This is a genomic window from Anatilimnocola floriformis, assembly GCF_024256385.1.
Classification (GTDB): Bacteria; Planctomycetota; Planctomycetia; order Pirellulales; family Pirellulaceae; genus Anatilimnocola; species Anatilimnocola floriformis.
On sequence record NZ_JAMLFW010000001.1, the window covers coordinates 1,304,851 to 1,326,902 of the forward strand.

General features: G+C 59.6%; 19 protein-coding genes. 11 read left to right on the forward strand and 8 right to left on the reverse strand.

The window, feature by feature from the left end:
• Window positions 1–94: 94 nt before the first annotated feature.
• The 6 genes from M9Q49_RS05410 to M9Q49_RS05435 all read right to left on the reverse strand — a co-directional run bounded on the left by M9Q49_RS05410 (window position 95) and on the right by M9Q49_RS05435 (window position 6,866).
• Window positions 95–1,114, reverse strand: coding sequence for a hypothetical protein (locus tag M9Q49_RS05410; protein ID WP_254507683.1), 1,020 nt, complete (start codon window positions 1,112–1,114; stop codon window positions 95–97).
• A complete protein-coding gene (locus tag M9Q49_RS05415) occupies window positions 1,111–3,534 on the reverse strand; it encodes a hypothetical protein (RefSeq protein WP_254507684.1) in 2,424 nt (807 codons plus the stop codon). The genes M9Q49_RS05410 and M9Q49_RS05415 overlap by 4 nt, the downstream gene beginning before the upstream one ends.
• Window positions 3,531–4,874: a MotA/TolQ/ExbB proton channel family protein gene (locus M9Q49_RS05420; protein ID WP_254507686.1), complete on the reverse strand. Its 1,344-nt coding sequence runs from the start codon at window positions 4,872–4,874 to the stop codon at window positions 3,531–3,533. The genes M9Q49_RS05415 and M9Q49_RS05420 overlap by 4 nt, the downstream gene beginning before the upstream one ends.
• 546 nt (window positions 4,875–5,420) lie before the next feature.
• The gene (locus tag M9Q49_RS05425) at window positions 5,421–5,702 is read right to left on the reverse strand and encodes a hypothetical protein (protein WP_254507687.1); all 282 of its coding nucleotides are present in this window, start codon (window positions 5,700–5,702) and stop codon (window positions 5,421–5,423) included.
• Between the two features lie 313 nt (window positions 5,703–6,015).
• Window positions 6,016–6,276, reverse strand: coding sequence for a hypothetical protein (locus tag M9Q49_RS05430; RefSeq protein WP_254507688.1), 261 nt, complete (start codon window positions 6,274–6,276; stop codon window positions 6,016–6,018).
• Window positions 6,277–6,548: 272 nt separating this feature from the next.
• On the reverse strand, window positions 6,549–6,866 hold the full coding sequence (locus M9Q49_RS05435) for a hypothetical protein (protein WP_254507689.1): 318 nt from the start codon (window positions 6,864–6,866) through the stop codon (window positions 6,549–6,551).
• A gap of 232 nt (window positions 6,867–7,098) precedes the next feature.
• Between M9Q49_RS05435 and M9Q49_RS05440 the strand changes: the two genes are divergently transcribed.
• Window positions 7,099–8,220 carry a methyltransferase gene (locus M9Q49_RS05440; protein WP_254507690.1) on the forward strand — a complete coding sequence of 374 codons (1,122 nt, stop codon included), beginning with the start codon at window positions 7,099–7,101 and terminating at the stop codon, window positions 8,218–8,220.
• Here the strand turns inward: M9Q49_RS05440 and M9Q49_RS05445 are convergent.
• Window positions 8,205–9,665: a hypothetical protein gene (locus M9Q49_RS05445; protein ID WP_254507691.1), complete on the reverse strand. Its 1,461-nt coding sequence runs from the start codon at window positions 9,663–9,665 to the stop codon at window positions 8,205–8,207. The two genes, M9Q49_RS05440 and M9Q49_RS05445, sit on opposite strands and share 16 nt — an antisense overlap.
• 158 nt (window positions 9,666–9,823) lie before the next feature.
• Between M9Q49_RS05445 and M9Q49_RS05450 the strand changes: the two genes are divergently transcribed.
• A complete protein-coding gene (locus tag M9Q49_RS05450) occupies window positions 9,824–11,131 on the forward strand; it encodes a hypothetical protein (RefSeq protein WP_254507692.1) in 1,308 nt (435 codons plus the stop codon).
• A 166-nt stretch (window positions 11,132–11,297) separates the two neighbouring features.
• Here the strand turns inward: M9Q49_RS05450 and M9Q49_RS05455 are convergent, their stop codons facing one another.
• Complete coding sequence (locus M9Q49_RS05455) at window positions 11,298–12,314, reverse strand: hypothetical protein (RefSeq protein ID WP_254507693.1); 1,017 nt, start codon at window positions 12,312–12,314, stop codon at window positions 11,298–11,300.
• Window positions 12,315–12,712: 398 nt separating this feature from the next.
• Between M9Q49_RS05455 and M9Q49_RS05460 the strand changes: the two genes are divergently transcribed.
• The 9 genes from M9Q49_RS05460 (at window position 12,713) to M9Q49_RS05500 (ending at window position 22,052) form a co-directional block, all read left to right on the forward strand.
• Window positions 12,713–14,554 (forward strand): pseudouridine synthase, encoded by a 1,842-nt coding sequence (locus M9Q49_RS05460; protein WP_254507694.1) that lies wholly within the window; start codon window positions 12,713–12,715, stop codon window positions 14,552–14,554.
• A 2-nt stretch (window positions 14,555–14,556) separates the two neighbouring features.
• The gene (locus M9Q49_RS05465) at window positions 14,557–15,426 is read left to right on the forward strand and encodes a dihydroorotate dehydrogenase electron transfer subunit (RefSeq protein ID WP_254507695.1); all 870 of its coding nucleotides are present in this window, start codon (window positions 14,557–14,559) and stop codon (window positions 15,424–15,426) included.
• A 162-nt stretch (window positions 15,427–15,588) separates the two neighbouring features.
• Window positions 15,589–16,440: a polyphosphate polymerase domain-containing protein gene (locus M9Q49_RS05470; RefSeq protein WP_254507696.1), complete on the forward strand. Its 852-nt coding sequence runs from the start codon at window positions 15,589–15,591 to the stop codon at window positions 16,438–16,440.
• Between the two features lie 34 nt (window positions 16,441–16,474).
• Entirely contained in the window at window positions 16,475–17,164 is a 690-nt protein-coding gene (locus M9Q49_RS05475) for a DUF4956 domain-containing protein (RefSeq protein WP_254507697.1), read from the forward strand.
• Between the two features lie 85 nt (window positions 17,165–17,249).
• Entirely contained in the window at window positions 17,250–18,812 is a 1,563-nt protein-coding gene (locus M9Q49_RS05480) for an APC family permease (RefSeq protein WP_254507698.1), read from the forward strand.
• Complete coding sequence (locus tag M9Q49_RS05485) at window positions 18,809–19,561, forward strand: DNA alkylation repair protein (RefSeq protein ID WP_254507699.1); 753 nt, start codon at window positions 18,809–18,811, stop codon at window positions 19,559–19,561. The genes M9Q49_RS05480 and M9Q49_RS05485 overlap by 4 nt, the downstream gene beginning before the upstream one ends.
• Window positions 19,561–20,355, forward strand: coding sequence for a Nif3-like dinuclear metal center hexameric protein (locus M9Q49_RS05490; RefSeq protein ID WP_254507700.1), 795 nt, complete (start codon window positions 19,561–19,563; stop codon window positions 20,353–20,355). The genes M9Q49_RS05485 and M9Q49_RS05490 overlap by 1 nt, the downstream gene beginning before the upstream one ends.
• 72 nt (window positions 20,356–20,427) lie before the next feature.
• The gene (locus M9Q49_RS05495) at window positions 20,428–20,904 is read left to right on the forward strand and encodes a hypothetical protein (RefSeq protein WP_254507701.1); all 477 of its coding nucleotides are present in this window, start codon (window positions 20,428–20,430) and stop codon (window positions 20,902–20,904) included.
• A gap of 86 nt (window positions 20,905–20,990) precedes the next feature.
• Complete coding sequence (locus M9Q49_RS05500; RefSeq protein ID WP_254507702.1) at window positions 20,991–22,052, forward strand: DUF1570 domain-containing protein; 1,062 nt, start codon at window positions 20,991–20,993, stop codon at window positions 22,050–22,052.

Below are 22,052 nucleotides of genomic sequence, written 5' to 3' on the forward strand. Positions count from 1 at the left end.
CTGCCCTGACAGGGGCTTGTGAGATTGATTCGTGTGCCACTGGCTCTGGCCAGTGGCACACGGAACTTCGTTCCCAGAGCCATTCAACTGCAACTTACTCAGCACTCGAGCGCGAGCCGTCGGGCGATGCGCCGATGGGATGGCCGGGCGGCAACGGGCGGCCGGCGGATAAGAAGCCGAGTTTGAAGAGTTCTTGTTTGACGACGCGGAAGTCGTCGAAGCTGTCGGGATAAACCCAGAGCGTGACGGTGGCACCCTTCGACGTGGGAGCTGCGAGTCGGCTGCGGAATTGCGAGCCTTGGCTGAGGGCCTGGTCGATGGTTTCGCCGATCGGGTCGTCGACTTGTACGAAGAAGAATCGCTCCAAGCCGACGCGCGTTTGCCGCGAGACGGCCATCTTGGTTTGCACGTCGACGTCGAATCGCCGCATGATGTACTTGCCCGCGAAGCCGTTCATTACCGGCAACGAAAATTCGGCCCGCGGCGTGTCGGCGAGCTTCGGCGCCTTCTGCGGCAGATCGGCTTTGAGGAGTTCGATCATTTCATCCCACGGCAGATACACGATCTTGCCACCGAGCATGCGGAAGTGGAGTTCCTTGCCGAAGACGGTCTTGGCCATCGGCGTGGGTAAGTGCGGAATGACGTTGACCGGTTTTGAATGATCGACGGCAAGGGCTTCGATGTCGAGCTGCTCGAGTTCCTTGAGCGAAGCGACGCGCTGCGCCTCGAGGTCGAATTTTTCCTTCTCCTCGGCGCTAAGCTGATCGCGATGTTTGGCCATTGCCTGTTCGGCGATCGTGACCAGCAACTGCAAACGAGCTCGCTCCTGAGCCTTCATCTGCAGCTCTAGATTTTGATCCGCAAGACTTCGCTTCATTTCGTAAACACTGCGTTCCGCATCGTCGGCAGCAGCCGTAGCAGCGTCGACATCAGGCAGAGAAGCGATCTCGGCGGTGGGGATTTTTGCGAGCGCATCGGCAGTGAAATTGCGTTTTGCTTCGATGGCGAAGACCAACACCAGGATGATGATGATGCCGACGAGGATGGCCACGACGTCGAGAAACGAGTCGGTGCTCGGAGCTTCGACGTGTTCGGCCCGTTTGTGTCCTTTCACTGCGCGGCCTTTCTTTGCAATTCGAAGCCGCTCCCTTGCAGCAGGTTTTGCAATGAATCGAAGTGAGACTCGGCGCCGCGCGTGACTTCGAACTGCAAGGACGGTTTCCAATAACCGTGCGTCATCGCTGGGCCCCAGGAGTTGAGTTGCTTTTGCACGCCTTTGACAAAGGCTTCGGCTTCCGCTGGCTGCAGTTCGGGCGAAACCGGAACAATGGTCGCCGGACGATCGTCACCCTTTTCGGGCACGATCACCAATTTGTCGGGAAGGGCGACAACGCGCACTGGCCGAGTGACTGCCGTGGTGCGACCTTGAGCGCCAGGCAAACCCCAGTTGGCCCCAGCGCGCGTGGCCGCGTGCGAACGAGGACTGCGCTTCGGCGGTGGATCGCCGCCTGGTGGCGGCGTTGTCGAAGTGCCGCCCGGAACGCCGCCGGGACCGCCACCTGGAGAACCGCTGTCGCTATTGCCGCCCGGTGATTGATTGCCTGCCATTCGAGCATTCGTGGGATCGGACGATTGTTGTTGTTGTCCGCCGCTCATGCCGCCACCGCCGAGCGGCGTCATGCCGTTCATCGCAGTCATGCCCGCCATGCCGCCAGCGCTGCCCTGCGCGCCACCTTGTGAACCGCCGGCGCTGCCATTGTTGGCTGTGGAACCGGAGGCATTCGTGCCGCCGACGACACCACCCTGATATTGAGTTGTGTTGCCGCCGCCCCCCTGCCCTGCTGCTCCACCGGCGTAATTTCCTGAGCCGTTGCCGTTTCCTTGGCCGGTGCCGCCGCCTGCGTATCCACCACCCGTGCCGCCGGATCCATTTCCGCCACCGCCAGCAGTTCCGCCTGGACCGCCTGTTCCACCATTTGGATATTGACCGCCGCCGTTGCCGGTAGCGCCGCCTTGTTGGCCGCCGTTCGCGGCTTGCATCGCATAAGGGCCAGTTCCGCCGCCACCGGCGACACTGTTGCGTGGCACTCCGCCCTGCGCGGGCAGACCACCGACACCACCGCCGCCAGTTCCACCGGGCACACCGCCAGGAACTCCGGAACCCGTGCCGCCAGATCCGGGAACACCAGAACCATTTCCACTGCCCGTTCCGCCATTGCCACCCGAGCCGGTGCCGCCATAACCGCCGCCGCCGTTGCCAGGTTTTCCACCAGGAAAGCCTAACGAGCCGCCGCTACCACCGCCGCCGATGAGCGCGCTGCTAATGCCAGGCATGCCATTGCCGCCAGAGCTACCGCTGGCCGCTAAGAATTGAACGGGTGCGCGACCTTGGCCATTGCCTGCGGGAGCGCCGCCCTGTTGACCACCTGCGACTCCGCCGGGCGCTCCACCAGCGCCGCCGGGTCCGCCCGCGCGACGAGTTGCCGCGGTCGTATTTTCGCCGTTGCCATTGGCCACACCGCCGGAACCGCGCGAGGCATCGACGGCCGATTGAAATTCTTCTTGATCCTCGGGCGCGAACGAGACCAGCGATTCTTCGCTGCCGAATTTGCGCGGCATCGCAGCGGCCAGCATCATCTGACGTTGGCGGGCTTTGATCACGATATCTTCGAGCACACGCTGCATCGCGGCGCTCGGTTTGCCGAACTCGAGATTCTTGTTTTCGGAAACGAGTTCGTAGCCGAACTCGTCGTCCCAACCTTTCAGCGCTGACCGCGCGGCTTGGTATGCGACGATGCCGCTCGGTCGCACGACGAGCAGCGGATACGGCTCACCTGGTTCGCCAGATCGTTTGAAAGCTTCACGCATGCAACGGAGCGCGGCGTCGAGCGGATTGCCGGGACCGAGCGGGCCGTTGAAATCGTCAGGGCCGAAGACGAGACCTTCGGGATGGAGCACGACACCTTCCACGCGGCACTCGATGTAGATCGGCCGTCGCTTCGTGCCGTTCGGGCCGTCGTAGGGAACGAGTGCGTACGAACTTTCCTTCGAGGCAGCCGCTTTCTTTTTTTCACCGAGATCTTTTTTGCGTTGCTCGATGGCTTCTTTGATTTTCGCCAGTTCGGCCTGGCTGAGGGCGAGCTGGTTCGGTTTCCCTTTTTTGCCGCGATCGATTTCCTCGGCGCGGCTCATCAGCGTGCGGGCATCGATTTGCAAACGGCGGATGTGATCGTCGAGATGCGAAGCCTTCAGGCGGGCATCAGCGAGTTCGTCGACCTGCTGCTGACGTTGTTTCTCATGGATATTCTGTCGCCATTGTTCGTCTTCGATCTTTTCGTGCGCGGCTTTGCGCTCGGCAGAGACAGTCTCCGCCTGTGGTCCAGCAGCGGCGCGCGCAGCGACCTGGCCAGCGTCGAGCCGGGCTTGTTGCATGAACAAGACCAGCACGACAATCAGCGCGCCCATGGTGCAGATCAAAACGGCTAGGAACGGAAAGAGCGCGACCCCCGGTCCCCGCCGCGGCTTTCGACTCATGCCGCGCGGCTCCGAGATTGTGAATTAAGGTCCAGATGAGCAGCATCGCTGCGGCCCAGACGGCTGTTGAGCAGGTGAATGGCCGCGGCCAGGCTCATGACGGTTTCTTCGAAGTTCTTCGCCCCGGCCAGCGCACCCAGGTTGCTGTTGAGCGCTCGTTCGAGCTGCACAACTTCGCCGGAAGCGCGAATGGCTTGCGTCATCAGTTCTCCCTGGCGCGACATCTCTTGTTGCTGCGCGTAGAGGAGCTTGGCGTTTTCCGAGAGCGTTCCTTGCCACTGCTCCCAGCGACGCTGAACTTGTTCGGTCGACGATTGTTCGATGTGAGCCATGTTCACGGCGTGTTGCTGCAGCACTTCGCCCAGCGATGCCGTGAGCGCGGCTTGCAGTTGCGCACCGGTTTGCTGCTGCACTTGTTGCCAACTGTTGTGTGCAGCCGTGATCGATTGTTGCCAGAGTTCGGCTTGGCGGAGGACGAGTTGTTCGGTGCCAGCGACGACGAGTTGAGTCATGCGGTGAATGGCTTGGAGTTGTGGATCGCTCGAAGCGCCGACCATTTCAAAGCGGCCGACGAGTTCTTGCGAAGCCCGCGAGTCGACCTGAGCAAGCAATTCGATTTCGAAATAATCGATGCCCCATTGAATGAAGACGAGGAAGATCGAGAAGCAGAGCGCGATCGCGGTGCTGTCGAACTTCACGTACAAGCCGGAGAGCAACCCCTGCATGGCTGCCTCCATGCCGTTGCCGCCGTCAGCGTGATTTCCCAGGCTGCCACCGAGGTGGCTGAGGGCGTCGGTGATACCGGTCACCGTACCGAGAAACCCGAGCATCGGAATGGCCCAGATCACGATCCGAATCAGCGAGAAACTTTCTTGCTGACGGTTGCTGTCCATGTCGGACAGGTATTTCAATTCTTCTTCGAGCCGATCGGCCGAGCCGTTGCGCTCGACGATCTCGAGCCCCTGGCACAAGCGGCGCCCGAGATAAGACTCTTGCACTTTCTTCGGCAGGGCGGCGAGTTTGTCGAGCAATTCGCCAACGACGCTAACCGGCTGTGGGCCAGCTTGTTCGCCAAGCGTTACGCCGCCGAGCGAGCTTTGTTGCCGCAGCACGTCGAGCGCTTTGAGCACCAAGCCAGCGATACCCACGCAGAAGAGCGTGGTCTCGATCATGTTGATCGGGTGACCGGCGAAATAACGCACGAGGGCGGGATGATGCAACGGCCCTTTGAGCAGCAGTGCATAAAACACCGCAGACATCCCGAGGCCAAACATGAGGGGCCAACCAACGCCGCTGATCAACGACCAGAGAGCGTTTTGCTTGTGGGCTGGTTGCGACACGACTGCATCCTTTCTCAAGTGCTTCACAGACCCTCGTGCGCGGTGCGGATTGCTAGCAAAACACTCCGCGCAGAGTTGCGAAGAAGCTAGTACAAGAAACGGCGAGACACGCCAAGAGCGACTCTGTCGCCCGGAGTTGCCTTTCACTCCCACGAAAGAGCGTGTGTCCTTTCGTAGGACGGAACAGTGGTCCGTCCTGGGTGGCGAGTGCAGAGCATGTGCTCATTACCCGCTTCTGGAACGGACCAATGGTCCGTCCTACGGGCGACAATTCCGCCTGCGAATCAAAACCGGCAAAGTTTGCCAAAGTCGCAGGGGTTGCCTGACCGATTCTATAAGTATCACCGGCACATGCGGTAAGAGCCGCCACGACAGCCGGTTGCAACACGATCAATCAGCGACGCGAGCCAGATCACACGATCAGCCGCTGTCGCACATCGATAATCCCGGGGGGGACGACGGTCCGGCGCCCTTTGCCAAAAGCAAAGGGCCCGGACTTTTTCATTTCTTGCCAGTCATTGCTGACTGACCCCCCTGCCGTCCTGCTTAGAAGCCGATCCGCAGGCCGAAATTGCGGTTCTGCAGGTAAATGCCATTCGGCTGCTGATACGCTGGGTAGGGCTGATAGTAGTACGGCATCGGCGGCGGATAGTACGCAGCCCGCGGCGGGCCGTAGTAACCTTGGTTCCAGCCACCGCCGTTGTAATGGTTGTGGTTGTGGTGGTGATGGTGTGGGTGATAAGGGCCGTTCGCGCTCGCGGTGGCGGTGAACAGGCCGCCCAGCGACAGAGCAGATACGGCAACCAGGGTATAGATGAAATTCTTCATAACCAAACTCCTCAGGATCGAATCAGGGGGGCCGGGCGATGTTGCCGCGGCAACGGAGGAGTTAAAAAGCAGCAGCCGTGCCAGAATTCCTCGATTTGCTGTAAGTGATTGTATCTTATTGACTTACGGGAGATGTTGTTTTCCCGGCTTTGACCAGAGCTGTCAGCAGTGACATCGTTGTGACGTCACCCTGTTGTCGATTTGATGAACCCAAGAAACGCTCGCAGGCCGTCGCTGATAGCAAACGGCCTGCAGGTAAATCCGTAGGTCGGACCATTGGTCCGACCAAGAATCTGTTACCACCTCAATTCCACTACCACCGGTAACACGGCTGCACGTAGCACGGCGGCCGATAGCAAGGCGGGCTGTAGCACTGCGGATAATAAACCGGTGGGCGATAGCACTGAACCGGCGGCCGGTAACAGCCACCGTAACCTCCGCCATAGCCACCACCGTATCCGCATCCACCATTGCCCCAACCACTGCCGCCGTTGCCAGCTTGGGCCGATGAAGTGAAGACACCGCCGAGCGACAGAACTGCGACGACGAGCAGAGAGTAAATGAGCGACTTCATGAGACACATCCCTTGCATGTGAGAATTGATATTAAGCACTGAGTTCAGCGACTGCTGACTTCGTTGCATAAGATCAGAAGCGAGGGATTCGCCGCTTTGTTACGAAGCGGCTGCCAAGAATATGCGTTCGAGCAACGAGTGCCCACGCGCAAAAAAAGCGGGAAGTTGCCCGCCATGTCTATTCGGCACGGCTCGCGACAACTTCCCGTAAATGAAACCCTCCGCACCGTACATCGCTGCGAAGGGCTGATAACATCTTCAACTGCTACTGACTAAAACCGAACGCCCACGCGGGCCGGCCCAACGCCCACACCAATGCCGCGGCCGTAGTAACCACCACCGTAGTAGCCGCCGCGATAACCACCATAGTACGGACGGGCGTTGTAATAACCGCCGCCGTAATACGGGTTGCCTCTATAGTACGTGCGATAAGGCGCGACGTATCGCGGCCCGTAGTTATAGTTGTAGCGCGGTGCGTAGTAACCACCGCGGCCGTAGCGCACGTATGTCTGCGCGTCGGCGCTCGATGTGAAAGCGCCGCTGACGGTCAACAATGTCGCGGCTACGACTGAGAGAAGAATCGATTTCATGGCTTATTCTCCGGAGGGTTGGAAAGTACTTGTCAAAGTCCCGCTTCGTTAGGAATTATTTGCACTCGACATGCCAGGGAACGCCAATTTCGCTCGAAGATGCGCAAGGCCGCAGAAAGTCGCAATTTCGCCCTGTTTTTCACGCTCTTTTTCGGCTGCTCTCCTGGGCCAATTTGCTGCTGTGCGTTAGTTTGATTGGTCGCTTGTCGCTCAATTCCCTTTGAGAACGCTCATGCCCTCCCCTGCCCTTCCCCGCTCGCTTTATCCCGTCGAACCGCCACGACCGGCCGAGCAGTTGCTCATCGACTACTTACCGAAACTGAAAGGTGAGCGGGTCCTCTGCACCACGCTGGGGCGCGGGCAATTTGCCACGGCTGTTGCCGATCGAAATGCCAACGCGCGTGTGGTTTGTTGGTTTCTCGATCTCTTTGCCCAGCAGCAAAGCGCGCAACAAATCGGCGCCCGCTCCGATCAATTCCAACTCCTCTGCCAGCCCAATCCGCCGGACGAAAAGTTCGACCTCGCTGCCCTCCCCTTTCAACGTCAAGGAGAAGTCGAACTCGTCCGCGATCAATTGCAACTCGCGCACGAACGACTCGACATCGGCGGCACGCTCGTCGCGTCGACCGACAATGCGACCGACAGTTGGTTGAATGAACAACTGCAAGCGCTGTTCGACAAAGTCTCGCGCCATGCCGTGACTGGCGGCGTGATCTATGTCGCCGTGAAAAATAAGCCGTTGAAGAAGATGAAGAACTTTGCCTGCGAATTTGCCTTTCGCGACAACGAGCGTTTGATTCACCTCCGCAGCCGACCCGGCGTCTTTAGCCATCGTAGCCTCGACACCGGCGCCCGCGCGCTGATGGAATCGATGCACTTAACGCCGGGTGTGCGCGTGCTCGACATCGGCTGCGGCAGCGGCGCGGTGGCGATGGCGGCTGCACTTCGCGGCGAAGGGATCACCGCCCACGGCATCGACAGCAATCCCCGCGCGGTCGAAGCTTTGCAATGGGCTGCCGCTCGCAACGAGACCAGCGCCGTCACCGCTTCCGTTGATTGCGATGGCAGCACACTCGAACCGGGCACGTTCGATCTCGCCGTCGGCAACCCACCCTATTACAGCAATTTCCGCCTGGCCGAAATTTTCATCGAAGTCGCGCGCAAGGCTCTCAAGCCCGATGGCGAATTGTTGCTCGTCACCAAGATGCCTGATTGGTACGAGCGAAATCTTTCACGCTGGTTCAGTTACTTCGAGCCGGCGGTCGCCCGGCAGTTCCACGTCTTTCATTGCGGCAACCTCGTCTCTGGAGCCCCGGACGCGACGCCCGCGCCGGATGCTCAATCGTCCGAGTGAGCAATCGTCAGCAGCAGATAAAAACCGGGGAAGAAATTGACTTCGCCGACGCTCTCGCTGGTGACGGACTTGTCTTTTCCTTTTTCGAATAGATAGAAATTGCCATCCTGCAAGTTGTGGCCGTGGTACTTGTCGTACGGCAACAAGACCTGGTTGCCGCGCGAGATAAAACCGGGCGGCCGATACAAGAGTCCTGCGGGGCTGAATGCCAGGTTGTTCGTCCAAGTTACGGTCTCGCCATTCGCGAGGCGTTGGTGCATTTGCGCACCAATGATGCGCGCCACTCCTTCGCGTAGCCGGTCGAGGTCGTCGTCGTTGCCTTGCACATTGGAACTGTGCGTGATCTTGCGGCCACAACCGGCGCGGGGCATGAATTGCAAGTACAAAGCCGTTCCCGTGTAAGCGCCGTTCACATAATTGCGCGTCGCGCGGTACGTGAATGATTCGATATCGCGATACAACAACTGCCGACGCCCCAGCAGGCCGCGCTGCATCACGCCCCACTCGTGGCAGGTCATTTCTGCAAAAGCAAAATGCACTGCCAAGACGCACAGCAGGGCGCCGACTCCTAACAGCACCACAAACACGAAGGCGTCTTGCACTCCTTGCGACAGGCCAATGACCCCGGCAATGCCGAGAGCGGCTGCGATCAAGAATAGTGCGATCACCACTGCGATGCTCGCCCGTCGGCGGAAAATGATGCGGCCCAGTCCTTCGCGCGGCGGCTCATTTTCTTCGGGCATCTTCGCCATGTAGGGCTCGATCAGATCGGCGAGCAGCCAGGCATTGCGACCAGTGGGCAGTAGCTTGACTGCCGGCAGTTCTTCGTCGCGCAGCCAGACACCGAGCATCCCCTCAGTGTCTTGAATGGCTGCGATCTTCGCGAGTTCCAGCGGCCGCTCGCGACCTGCCACGCCGCAATACAGCATGGTGTTCGACAGCCTCCACCCTTCGCCACGCACTTCCACGCCGTGCGCCAGCGCTTGGGCAAAACCTTCCTTGAGCGTCTCCGCAATTCGTTGAATGAAACTTCCCAGCGGATCGGCTTCGCCGTTGGCGTATTTGTTTTTTAGCTCGAGCACCCGCTCGTCGGCCGTCCACAATCGGCAGGTGCGCAAGTAACCATTCGGGTGCCCGTTGGAATACTGCGGCGTGATGGCGAACGCCAGCGACACGATTTCGTAATCCTGAATCTCGCGTTCGCCTTGGCGATCGCTGTACTTCATTCCGGCCGGCAAGACTTCGATCCACGCGCGTTGCCCGCGCACCAGGGCTGCATGCGTTTCGACAACGCCGGCCAGCACCGCCGTGCCAACCAGCAAGAGGATGCCCAGCGGAATGATTCCGCCAACCAATGCGGCCACCGCGCCAATGACCAACAGGCCGACCAGAATTCGTACCAGCAATAGCCAACTCGCCGGATGGCCCGCGATTTGATGTCGCATGGAAAACTCGCCCGATAGATTTACTGCAAATTAGGCAGGTGAAATGGTACCTGCGAAAAGCCTGAGCTCGCAAGAATGTTCCTACTACATTGCGAGTCCGCAGTCCGCGGATTTAGGATATCGCCCAGTGGAAACGCGGCGACATCAAGGAGGCTGATATGCGTCTTGCATGGGGAATGGCAGGATTCGTTTTTCTGGCCGTTTCAGTGCCCCTCGTCGCTGAAGAATCGATTCCGCAGAAACCTTCGGCGGAGCAAATCAAGGCGTGGCGAAAGGAAGGGCCGGCGGCAGTTGATCGGTTGATGCAGGAGCGGGAGAAGTTAGCTGCAACCAATCAGGACAGGACTGCGATCGATGACACGATCGACGCCGTAGCCGCTGCTCGCTACGCGCACGAATCGGGATTGTATTGGTACACCGACGAAGCAGAAGCGAATCGTGTTGCGAAGGAGCAAGGAAAGCCCATCCTCGCGCTGCGGCTGCTCGGCAAGCTCGACGAGGAACTCAGCTGCGCAAACAGCCGTTACTTTCGCATCTTGCTCTACCCCGACGACAAGGTCCGCCAACTACTGCATGACCGATTTGTTCTCACTTGGACTTCTGTGCGTCCCGTGCCGAAGATCACGATCGATCTTGGCGACGGCAGAAAAGTCGAGCGGACGATCACGGGCAACAGCGTCCACTATGTGGTGCTCCCGACTGGCGAGGTCGTTGATGTCTTTCCAGGTTTGTATGGCCCCATCCCCTTCGTTACGCGTTTGCTCAAAGCGGAAGCGTCCGCTCAAAGGTCGATGCGGTCTAAAGATGCGAAAGCGGAGATTACGAAGTATCAACTGCAACAAATAGAAGACTTGCAGACGGCTTGGAAGGCAGACCTCGTCAAGTATCAGGAGGTGTTGCGAGAAATTAGTAAAGCCGACGCACCGCCCGAGAGCATCGGGTACGTGCCGCCACCACCGCCCAGTTTCTGGGAAGCGGTGGCCTCGTTTCATCCAGAGTACTCTGAGTTGAGCAAGGCGAGCCGAACCTTGGTGAAGCGAGAAGCCATAGTAGCCGAGCGCTACGGTCGGGAAAGAACGCGTCCCACCGGCAATTCTCAACCCACGGCCGATTTAGATTACGCGTTCAGCAAGGGAGGGGACGAACGGGCGATGCACACGTTGCTCGCTTGCATACAACCTGCTTTGCAGGCTGACACGATCTACAACGAGTACTGCGGCCGTTACGCGGCGCTGCGACACATGAATCCCATTCGCGATCCGAATGCTTCGGTCTTTGACGACGACTACAAGCAGTTTGCAGTTGGTGGACCTCAGCCGACGCAGTTAATGCTGCTGAACGACTTCGTTTATTCGCAGATTTTCAACTATGACCCTAAAGATCCGTGGATCGGCCTCGCCCGGCTCGATAGCCTCACGGCGTTGCCGAAGGATCGCGGGTTGAAGCAGGCGAGGTCAAAGGAGTAAGAAACGATGCGCGTAGTAACTCGGGGGGAACGGCGGTTCGGCGTTGAGTTCGGGCGATTCGAAGTCGGGTTTGATTGAGCTTCGGCCCCTCACCCCGGCCCTCTCCCCGGAGTACCGGGGCGAGGGAGTGAGGGCAGCGTTATTGCATAACGCCTTTTTGAAACTGTTACTTCGCACCCAAGCCCGGTCGAGTTGCACTACGTTGCAGCGGCGCGGTGGCGGCGTAGAGCGCAGGGTCATCGATGATCCATGGCGACGAGAGCGAGCGGCCGTCGTCGCGGTTCATGATGTTGAAGAAGTAAGCCAGGAAGGTGTGGGCTCGCCAGTTGTAGCTGTACCAGCTGCCGAAGTGATCTTTGATGGTGAGGTCTTCGACGCCTCCCTTGCAAAAGAAGTGGCAGCGGCCATCGGGCGTGAAGCTCATGCCCATTGTGATCCAGCTTTCGCATTCGTACGCTGGGCCGGGAAGGTCGCGGCCCCATTCGTCGCCGCGGATGCGAGCACGGACGAAGGAGTGCTTCTCGCCATTCTTCAAATCGAACTGCTGTTCGAGAAAGATGCCCGGCCAGAATTCATCGCTCTTCCCTTTCGGCGTTTGGCCCATCAAGCCCGCGCGAAAGCCGAAGCTGTAGTCGTAGCGCATTTCCCATTTGTCGGCTGGCGGCACCCAGACTCGCACGGTGCAGTTCGGCGTCCACGACACGGGGATATCGCTGCCGAATCGCCCTTTCACGTCTTGCAGCAGGTCGTCTTGCTGATCGGCGTTGCTCAGGCGGCCTGGTACGCCGCTGTAGAGCGTTTGCATCATCAGCGCGCCTTTGCTTCCCGGGATGCCGCCCGGCGGAGTGGGAACGCGCTTGACGACGTCGGGCGTGCCGCGCTTGGCTGCCTCGACCCATTTGCCGTTCTTGCTCATGCCGCCGGGAGCGCGGATTTGTTCGTCGATGTTGTAGCTGCTCTTGGGATGTTGCGGCCAATAGATCCACTCGGCGTCTTCGAAATCATCGCCGGTGTTCGGCACGCGCTGGCCGCTGCCAGGAACCACGACGCCTTGCGTCGACTGCTTCGGCAGTTCGGTGCCGACGGGGACGCGCGGTTCGGCCAGCACCTGGCTCCCGGCAAGACTTCCCGCGGCAATGGCTGCGGCAGAACCCAACAGAAAACGACGGCGCGAGACGGGCATGGGCGTCCATCCTGGTAAGGCGACGAACAAGGTGGGCGGTTGCCGTTTGCAGTGAGGCGGTGCAATGGCAAGCCGAGCCGGCGGGACTGCATATTCGCAGCATCTAGTACTGCGACGGAACGATCGGCAGCACACGATTCATCGGTACAACCAGCGACCCGGCTTGTGGCAATTGAAATCCGCCCGCAGGGCTTAGCAGGGTGCTTTACATTTCTGAAACCGAACTGCTGAAAGCCACGCCAGCAAACCGCAAACCCCCTGACCGCTAGCTCTGTCGTTAAGTAAACTAGTAGTTTGCCGTCTGCGCTTCCGCAGCCGTTATTCCTGCACATTCGCAGCGATAAATCTGCGTATTCGCAGTGAGAACCTGCGTAATCGCAGCGAGAAGTAGTACTGTCATGACACGCCAGCGTCGCCACAAATCCTCCAAGTCATCTGGTTCATCACGCGCGGGGCAACAGTCCGACGCCGGTCGTGGAGAGTCGGGGAGCGAACGCCTGCAGAAAGTGCTGGCAGCGGCAGGAGTCGCTAGCCGCCGTGACTGCGAAGAATTGATCCGCGAAGGTCGCGTCGAGGTCGACCGCAAAGTGGTCACCGAGCTCGGCACTCGGGTCGATCCGGTCGCCCAAGAAATTCGTGTCGATGGCGAAGCGCTCAAGCAGCCGAAGCGCGTCTATTACGCGCTCAATAAGCCGATGGACGTCGTCTGCACAAACTTCGACCCCTCGGGCCGGACGCGGGTGATCGATCTGGTTCCCGATAACGAGCGGGTCTTCGCCGTGGGCCGCCTCGATCGCGCGAGCGAAGGTTTGATCCTGCTCACCAACGACGGCAATTTTTCGAACCACATCACGCATCCTCGCTACGGTGTCGAGAAGACCTACATCGTGCGCGTCGCTGGTCGGCCTGGTCCCGAGGAACTTGCCAAGCTCCGCCGCGGCGTGCACCTGGCCGAAGGTTTTTGCAAGGTTGAATCGGTCACGGTTAAAAGCCGACACAAACAAAGCGCCGATTTGCTGATCGTGCTCGATGAAGGCCGTAACCGCGAAATCCGTCGCGTTCTCGCCAAGGTTGGCCACAAGGTCATCCGCCTGAAACGTATCGCCGTCGGCGATCTCAAGCTCGGCGCATTGGAAGAAGGCGAATGGCGGAAGCTGACTCAAGGCGAGATCGATGGTCTGCTGGCCATCACTCGCAAGAAGCGCAAGGACAAAAAGAAGCCACCGCCGCGTGAAGCCGAAGCTGCTCCGCAAGAAGAAGCTGCCGAGGAAGTCCGCGTAGCACGGCCAAAAAAGGTGGCTCCGGCGAAGAACGCCGCAGCTCCCGCAAAGAGTGGAGCGACTCCTGCGAAGATCGCAGCTGACCCAACTAAGCCGAAACCTTTGACGGCGAAAGAAATTGCCGATCGAGTTCTGGCCGGCGAAGACTTCGAGGACATGGAAGATGACTTCGAAGAACTGCTCAACGGCGAAGACGAAGACGGCGACCTGGAGGAAGAGGATCTGGGGGAAGACGATGACCTCGATGATGACGACTTCGGCGATGACGATGAAGATCTGATCGAGCAGACTTACATCCGCGAAGAGATCAAGGACGACGGCCGGCCGCCTCGTTCTGGTCCGGCTCCGCGCGGCGATGTGCTCGATTTCGATGAAGAAGGTCCACCGCCGCTGCAGTCGCGCAAAGTGCGCGAGCAGCGCTCGTCATTCAAGCCACCCGCTTCGAAGCCCCAAGGCCCGAAGTCACCCGCTGGTCGAGCTCCCGCCAGCCGGGCCCCTGCCGGTCGCGGGCCTGCAGGCAGAGCACCTGCTGCCAAGGGCGATCGCCCTCTCCGCGCCGAACCACGCACCAGCCATCGCCGTCGCGGTGAAGAGCAAACTGGAGTCGGCCAATCGTTCCGCCGTGGCCAAAAGCATCGCATGACGCACGAGGAGCGAATCGAAGCTGGCAACCGCCGCGCCGAAGAACGTCGCAGTGCCGAAGGTCGCGGCGGTGAAGGCCGTGGCCGCGGTCGCGATGAACGAGGCCGTGACGAACGTGATCCACGCGATTCGCAAACCGGCAAGCCTCGTCGTCCCGGCAAGCTCGTGCCGAATCGTCCGCAGGAAGATCGTGGCGCACGGGGTAAATATCCGGGCAAGAGTTTTGGCAAAGGTAAGAAGTTCGAAGGTGGCGGTGGTGGCGGCCGCGGCGCGAAGACCATCTTCGGCAAACGGATTAAGAAGAAAGGCCGCGGTTAATAATGAGTTCGGCGCACGCACCGTATCTCGCCGACCAGGCGGTTTCTGCAGCGGCAGAGATCATCGAGAATGTCGAACTCGCGCGAGATACCTGGCGGGTTCGGTTTCGCTTTCCAGAGCTTGCGCGCCGCGTCACGCCGGGCCAGTTCGTCATGCTGCGACTCGCCGGATACAACGATCCGCTCCTCGGTCGACCGCTGGCCGTGTACGACGTGACCGCCGGCACCGATGGTCAGCCGCGCGACGTCGATGTCGTTTATCTCGTCAAAGGCAAGCTGACTTCGCGGCTGTGCAATTTTCTGCCGGGGCAAACGTTGGAAGTTTGGGGCCCGCTCGGCAATGGCTTTCTTCCCACGCCCACCGATCATCTCATCATGGTCGCTGGCGGCATCGGACAAACGCCATTTCTCGCATTGGCCAAAGAGTACTTGGGCAAAACTCGGTACGGTCTCGCGCAGCGGGCGGTGCCGCGGGCCAATCGCGTCACCTTTTGCTACGGAGCGCGGACGAAGGACTATTTTGCCGGTGTTGACGATTTTGTCGGCTTGGGAGTGGATGTCCGCCTGGCGACCGATGACGGCAGCCACGGCAGGAAGGGCTTTGTGACGGATTTGTTACGTGACGTGCTGAAAGAAAATTCCGGCACGCCGCGGATCGTTTGTTGCGGCCCCGAACCGATGATGGAAGCCGTGGCCCACATCGCCGCGGAACATCAGGTTCCCTGTCAGGTTTCATTAGAAACACCGATGGCCTGCGGCGTGGGAATCTGCTTTACCTGCGTGGCCCGGATCAAGGAAGAAGATGGCACGAGTGACTATCGCCGTACCTGCGTTGAGGGACCTGTCTTCGACGCAGCTTGCATCGAATGGTAAGGGAGCGAACAGATTCTGCCGCAATGACAGCAAAAAAGCTTGCAGAAATGTGTTCCGATGAAACAGAATCAGAGGTTGCGACCAATTACACTAGGTTGATCAGAGTTCGCGACGAAAAGACGCACCCCCTTAGCAGCCAGAAGAAAGCCCACCGAGGTGACAATGCACGGGAACGCGGAGCCAGCGCGGAGTGAAGACCGCCATGGCGGCAAGGATGCACAGCGCGATGCAGCGGCAAACTCGATGCCGACGCCCGTTCGCCGGGCTGACCATCGGTTTGGACAATACGAGATCAAATTCCTGCTGGGTGAGGCCACGGCCGAACTCGTAAAGGACTGGGCTCGTGTCCACATGTCGCGCGACCCAGTTGCTGCGTGCGACGAGCGCGAGCTCTATCCCGTACACAGCGTGTACCTCGATACACCCGCCCTCGGCGTTTTTGGGCGGGCCGGAGCGCTCCGCACGCGGAAGTATCGTCTGCGCCGTTATGGCAACGAAGACACCATCTGGCTCGAACGTAAAGCCAAGGTCCGCGGCCGCGTGAAAAAACGCCGCACCGCGATCAGCGAAAGTGAGCTGGCCTGCGTCTATCAATCGGCGCCGCCGGAGCACTGGTCGGGACATTGGTTCCGCCGCCGCGTGGCATTGCGCCAACTGCAGCCCGTCTGCTCGGTCACTTACGAACGCTTTGCCCGCGTCGGCCTCACGCCCGAAGGGCCGATTCGCATGACGCTCGACCGCGCCATTGGCGGTTGTGGCCTGCGCGATCTGGATGTGAATACCTGGGACGTGCCCCGTGGTTCGCTAGAGGGCCTGCAACGGCTCAGCGGCCTGTGCATTCTCGAGTTGAAGTATCCCACGTCACTTCCCTCGCTCTTCAAGGGAATCATGAGCGACTTCGCGCTGGAGCCTCTCAAGGTCAGCAAGTTTCGCACTTGCATGCAAACCTGGGTGGTGCCGGGCGGACAGGAAGAAGCGTCGTCAGAAGATGGCGATTCCCGGGCCGTGGCCTGATTTCTAAAACGTCTGGATTGGAAATCATTGCTCCATGGGAACCTGGCTGCACCACGCATTATTCGCCGAAGAGTCGAAGAATCTCCTCCCGTGGGATTCGATCCTCGCGCGACTCGTTCTCGCCTTTCTCGCCGGCTGGTTGGTGGCCGTGGCGTATGCCTGGGGCCGGCGCAATTCGCTCACGGGCACGACGTTTCCCGGCACGCTAGTGCTGATGACCATTCTTATCGCCATGGTCACGCAAGTGATCGGCGATAATGCAGCCCGTGCGTTCGGACTCGTTGGCGCGCTTTCCATCGTCCGCTTTCGCACGGTGATGCAGGACACGCAGGATGTGGCCTACGTCATCTTTGCTGTGGCCGTTGGCATGGCCGTGGGCGCTGGGCAACCGATTGTCGCTGCCATGTGCTGGCTGGGCGTGTCAGTCGCTGCGACCATCTTTCGCTACTTCCCATCCGTGAATGTGACGACGGGAGTCGCCGTGCTGCACATTCGCCTCGGCCTCGGTCGCAACCCCGAAACTTCGCTCGAACCGGTCATCGCCGAAGTGACCACGAAGCGGGAAATGACGAGCGTCGAAACAGCCAAGCAAGGCGCCGCCGTCGACGTCGAATATCGTTTGCAGATGCGGCCTGATGTCTCGCCGGCAACGCTGGTGACGAAGCTAAACCAAGTGGAAGGTGTGCAGCAGGTGCAGTTCCGCAAGCACGTCCGCGACGACTAATTTTGCGCAGTCGCTTGCCGCAGCCGTTTGCGATATGCTGCCTCTGGTTCCACCGGCCGACAACAGGCCATCACCAGAGAAGACCATGACGAAGCCCGCCCAGCAGCCCCTTCTCGATCCCGATGTGCAAACCCTGCCCCGCGTCCTCGGGCGGTTCGATGCCATTACGGTGGTCATCGGTTCGATCATCGGCAGCGGTATTTTTCTCAAGGCCCAGCCCGTCGCTGCTCAGCTCGGCAGCTTTGGGCCGATCATGGCGATCTGGATTATCGTCGGCCTGGTTACTCTTTGCGGCGCGTTGGCGCTAGCGGAACTCGCCGCCATGCTGCCGCAAGCCGGCGGCCCTTATGTTTATCTGCGCGAAGCCTATGGTCGCTTGCCGGCGTTCCTTTGGGGCTGGACGGAGTTCTGGATCATTCGCACCGGCTCGCTCGGCGCGCTGGCGTGTGCGACGGTCCTCTATGGCGATGAACTGCTGAATTCGCTGAAGCTCAGCGACTATCTGCCTGATTGGCTCGCAGTCCACGTGCCGTTGTCGCACGGCATGCAAGCGATGTGCGCGCTGCTGCTGACCTTCATCGTCTCGATCATCAATGTCATCGGCACGCGCTGGGCTGCCTGGGTGCAAAACGTGACCAGCGTCGTGAAGGTAGCTTTTCTGATCTTCCTGATCGTCGCGCCGTTTGTGCTGCTGAAAGCCGATGTGAAAAACCTCGAGCCGATCATGCCCGCGAATGTGTCGCTGAACTTCTGGCGGGCGATGGGCGTGGCGATGATCCTCGTCTTCTGGCCGTACGACGGCTGGATCAACATCGGCCCGGTGGCGGAAGAAGTTCGCGAGCCGCAAAAGAACGTCCCGATCGCGCTCACTGTCGGCGTAATGATCGTGATCATCGTTTACCTCGGAGCGAACGCCTGTTATCACCTCGTGCTGCCGATGTCCGCCGTCGCGGCGAAGGACACGAAGGTTGCGTCAGAAGTCTCGTTTCAACTGCTCGGCACGGGCGGCCGCTGGCTCGCTTCGGCGTGCGTGATGATCTCAGCCTTCGGGGCGCTCAATTCCAATCTGCTCGCGGGACCGCGAATCTATTTTGCGATGGCCCGCGACAAGCTCTTCCCTGCCGCGATTCGAAAAGTGCATCCTCGCTTTCAAACGCCGGCGAATGCAGTCCTCGCGCAAATGGCCTGGTCCTTGGTGCTCATCATCGGCGCTTATGCGTGGACCGCGCCGTCAGCGACTCCGGCTGAACCCGTTGTCACTACTGCTGTCGACGAGGCAGCGCCCACAGAACCGCCGACATTCAGCCTAACGAACTGGTTTAAAGCTGCCTTCATTCCTAAGAACAAAGGCCCAGCCGAAGCGTTCGATGCACTCACCGCGTTCGTGATCTTCGGCGGGCAGATTTTTTACGCGATGGCGGTTGGCGCGGTCTTTGTCTTGCGGCGCAAGATGCCAGATCGCCCGCGTCCGTACAAAACGTGGGGCTATCCGATCACGCCGGCGTTCTACTTGCTGGTCTTCGCTGCGGCGCTAGTCAGTTTGCTCCTCGATTACCTGCCGCAAACCGCTGCCGGCAGTCTGCTGATTCTCGCGGGCGTGGTGGTTTACTTTCTCGTAGCCAAGCCGGAAACGAGCACGGCGCCATGAAGAAGAAAGCCGCACCCAAATCGGCGAAGCCAGCCAAAGAAGAATCGGCTGCTGCGATCGTCGAAGAGCTGCGCAAACTCGGCGATCCAAAGATAAAGAGTGTCCTGCTGAAGCACGGCGCGCAGGAACCGTTCTTCGGCACTCGCATTTCGGACATGAAGCCGATCCAAAAGCGGATCAAGAAGAACTACGAGCTGGCGAATGAGTTGTACGCCACCGGCATTTCCGATGCGATGTATCTCGCGGGTCTGATTGCTGATGAATCGCAGATGACGAAAACCGATCTGCAAAAGTGGCTCGATGCAGCGTCGTGGTCGATGCTCAGCGAATTCACCGTGCCGTGGGTCGCCGCGGATGGTCCACATGGCTGGGAACTGGCGCAGAAGTGGATCGATAAAAAGGACGAGAAGACCGCGGCATGCGGCTGGACCACACTCAGCAACCTCGTCGCCGTGAAGGCCGATGAAGAACTCGATTTCGATGCATTGCAAACGTTGCTCGAGCGGGTGCAGAAAACCATCCATCGGCAGCCAAACCGCGTGCGTAGCGCGATGAATAACTTCGTCATCGCCTGTGGTAGTTACCTGCGGCCGCTAACCGCAACGGCGCAAAAAGTGGCGAAGGAGATTGGCGTCGTCGAGGTCGACATGGGCGATACTTCTTGCCAAGTGCCGTTCGCGCCCGAATACATCGCTAAAATGCACGCCCGGGGAACGCTTGGAAAAAAGAAGAAGACGTGCAGGTGCTAATGACCACGATCGCCGACATTAGTGATTTTCTGGAAACCTTCGCGCCGCGGCGACTCGCGGCGGAGTGGGATAACGTCGGTCTGCTCGCTGGCGATCCGCAGCAGCCGGTCACAAAAATCATGACCTGCCTCACGATCACTCCGGCCAGCGCTGCCGAAGCGATTCGTGAGCGGGCTGAGCTGATTGTGACTCATCATCCCCTCCCCTTTCATGCGCTCAAACGCCTGACGACCGAACAAACACCCACTCGCCTGTTATGGCAATTGGTCCGCGCGGGCGTGGCGATCTACAGCCCGCACACGGCCTTCGACTCCGCGGCGGCGGGCATCAATCAGCAGCTCGCCGAAGGGTTGGGGCTGCAGCAAATCCAACCGCTAGTCGCGGCCAAGAACGATCCCGCTGGTTTGGGATCGGGCCGTTATGGCAAGTTGCCGGCAGCGATTCCGTTGCGCGAGCTAGCCGCAAAGTTGCGGAGTTTTTTGAAGATCCAAGGTCTGCATGCCGTTGGCGCCGATGACGCGCGCGTGCAAACCATCGCCGTTGCTTGCGGCAGCGCGGGGAGTTTTTTGGCCGATGCCGCGCGGGCCGGTTGCGATACGCTCGTTACTGGTGAGACGCAGTTTCATACTTGTCTCGAAGCGGAGGCGACCAGCATGAATTTGCTCCTGCCAGGTCACTTTGCCAGTGAACGTTTTGCCTGTGAACGCCTGGCCGAAGTATTGAGCAAACCGTTTCCAAATTTGACGATCTGGCCGAGCAAGGCGGAGGCCGATCCGCTGCGATGGATCGGCTAACCCTCTCGCGGAAGTGCGAGCGGGCGGAAATAATCGTGGAAGCTAAGTTACGAGTCGCCAAGGATGCCGTCGATGAACCGTTGGGTGGAAATTTCGTTTGATTGCCTGCCGCTGCGGACGATTACGCGGCTCGATATTCCGATCGATGCCTCGCCCGTCTATCAGCGGCGGTGCGAACTTATCAAGCAAGCCATCGATAAACACGGCTCGCACAACTCGTATTACCTGTACAACGCCGAGTGCAAGTTTCACCTGACCAATCGCGAAAACCTCGGCACGATCGAGTTTCGTTGGTTGGGAACGCTGCTGACGGACGCCAAAGACGAGCGGGCCGCGCAAGCCGATCTGCAGATCGAACTCATCCGCGAGACCTGCGATTGGCTCACGGCTCCGGTCGTGAAATGGTTTGAGCAATGCGTCAAGCCAGCCGTCCTCGTCGAGTTTGATCGCTACATCGAAGCAGGCGATCTGCAGAAAGCGAAAGATCGGATCGCCAAGTTGCAGGCTCAGAGCGATGAGCAGGGCGGGTTTTTGGGGATGTATTTGTAAGCTGCCGCCGGCCTGCAATCGTCACAAACCGCATGATTGCACCGATCGCTTTCCTGAGTGCAAGCTAGGTTTCTAAAGAGGAACCGATGCGCGCACTAACCTTTATCTTGCTGCTCACTTTTGTCTGCGGCGCTGCTGCGCAGGAACCGTTGTTCCGGTTGTCGATCGATGGCTTGGAGTTCGAAGGAACTCCGTTGCGCTACAACGCGAAGCAAGTATTCTTTCTCACTCGCAGCGGCCGATTGCTTGAGTTCGCGCCCGATCAAGCCAATGACTACGCGGCGGCGGAAGGAAAATTTCGCAGCTTCACCGCGGCGGAGATGCGTGGCCAATTGCTGCGAGAATTTGGCAGCCGCTTTGAAGTTTCCGGCGGTGGCAAGTTTCTCGTGGTACACCCTGCCGGTCAGCAGGATGTGTGGGCGCCGCGCTTCGAAGCGCTGCAGCGATCGTTCTCGCATTATTTTGCCGCCCGCGGCCTGAAGACGCCGGAACCTCGCTTTCCGCTGGTGGCAATCGTCTTCGCTACGCAGAACGATTTCGCCCGCTATGCCACGACCGAAGGCAACCACGCGTCGGCGGGCATGCTGGGTTATTATTCGCCGGCCACCAATCGCATCGCCATGTACGACATTACCGCAGGGCGAAGCAATGTCGATTGGACGACCAACGCCGAGACGATCATTCACGAAGCCCTGCACCAAGCCGCGTTCAACGGCGGCTTGCACAACCGCTTCGGTCAAACGCCGCGCTGGGTTGCCGAGGGGCTTGGCACGCTGTTCGAAGCCCGCGGCGTGTGGAACTCGCGACAGTTCACTGCGGTGGCCGATCGCGTGAATCGCGGCCAACTCGAATCATTCCGCCGTTACTTGCCACGGCGAAAAAGCTCCGCACTGCCGGAACTGGTCTCGTCTGATCGGGCCTTTTATGGCGATGTGCAAGGCGCATATGCCGAGGCTTGGGCTCTGACTTTTTTCCTCAGCGAGACCGAGCCGAAGAAGTATTTTCAATACCTGCAGAAGACGGCGGCGGTGAAGTCGTTCGAAGACTATTCGCAGCCGCAGCGCGTGCGTGATTTCACCGAGATCTTTGGCAACAACTGGGAAATGCTCAACGTGCGACTGCTGCGGCACATCGCGGCAATTAAATAA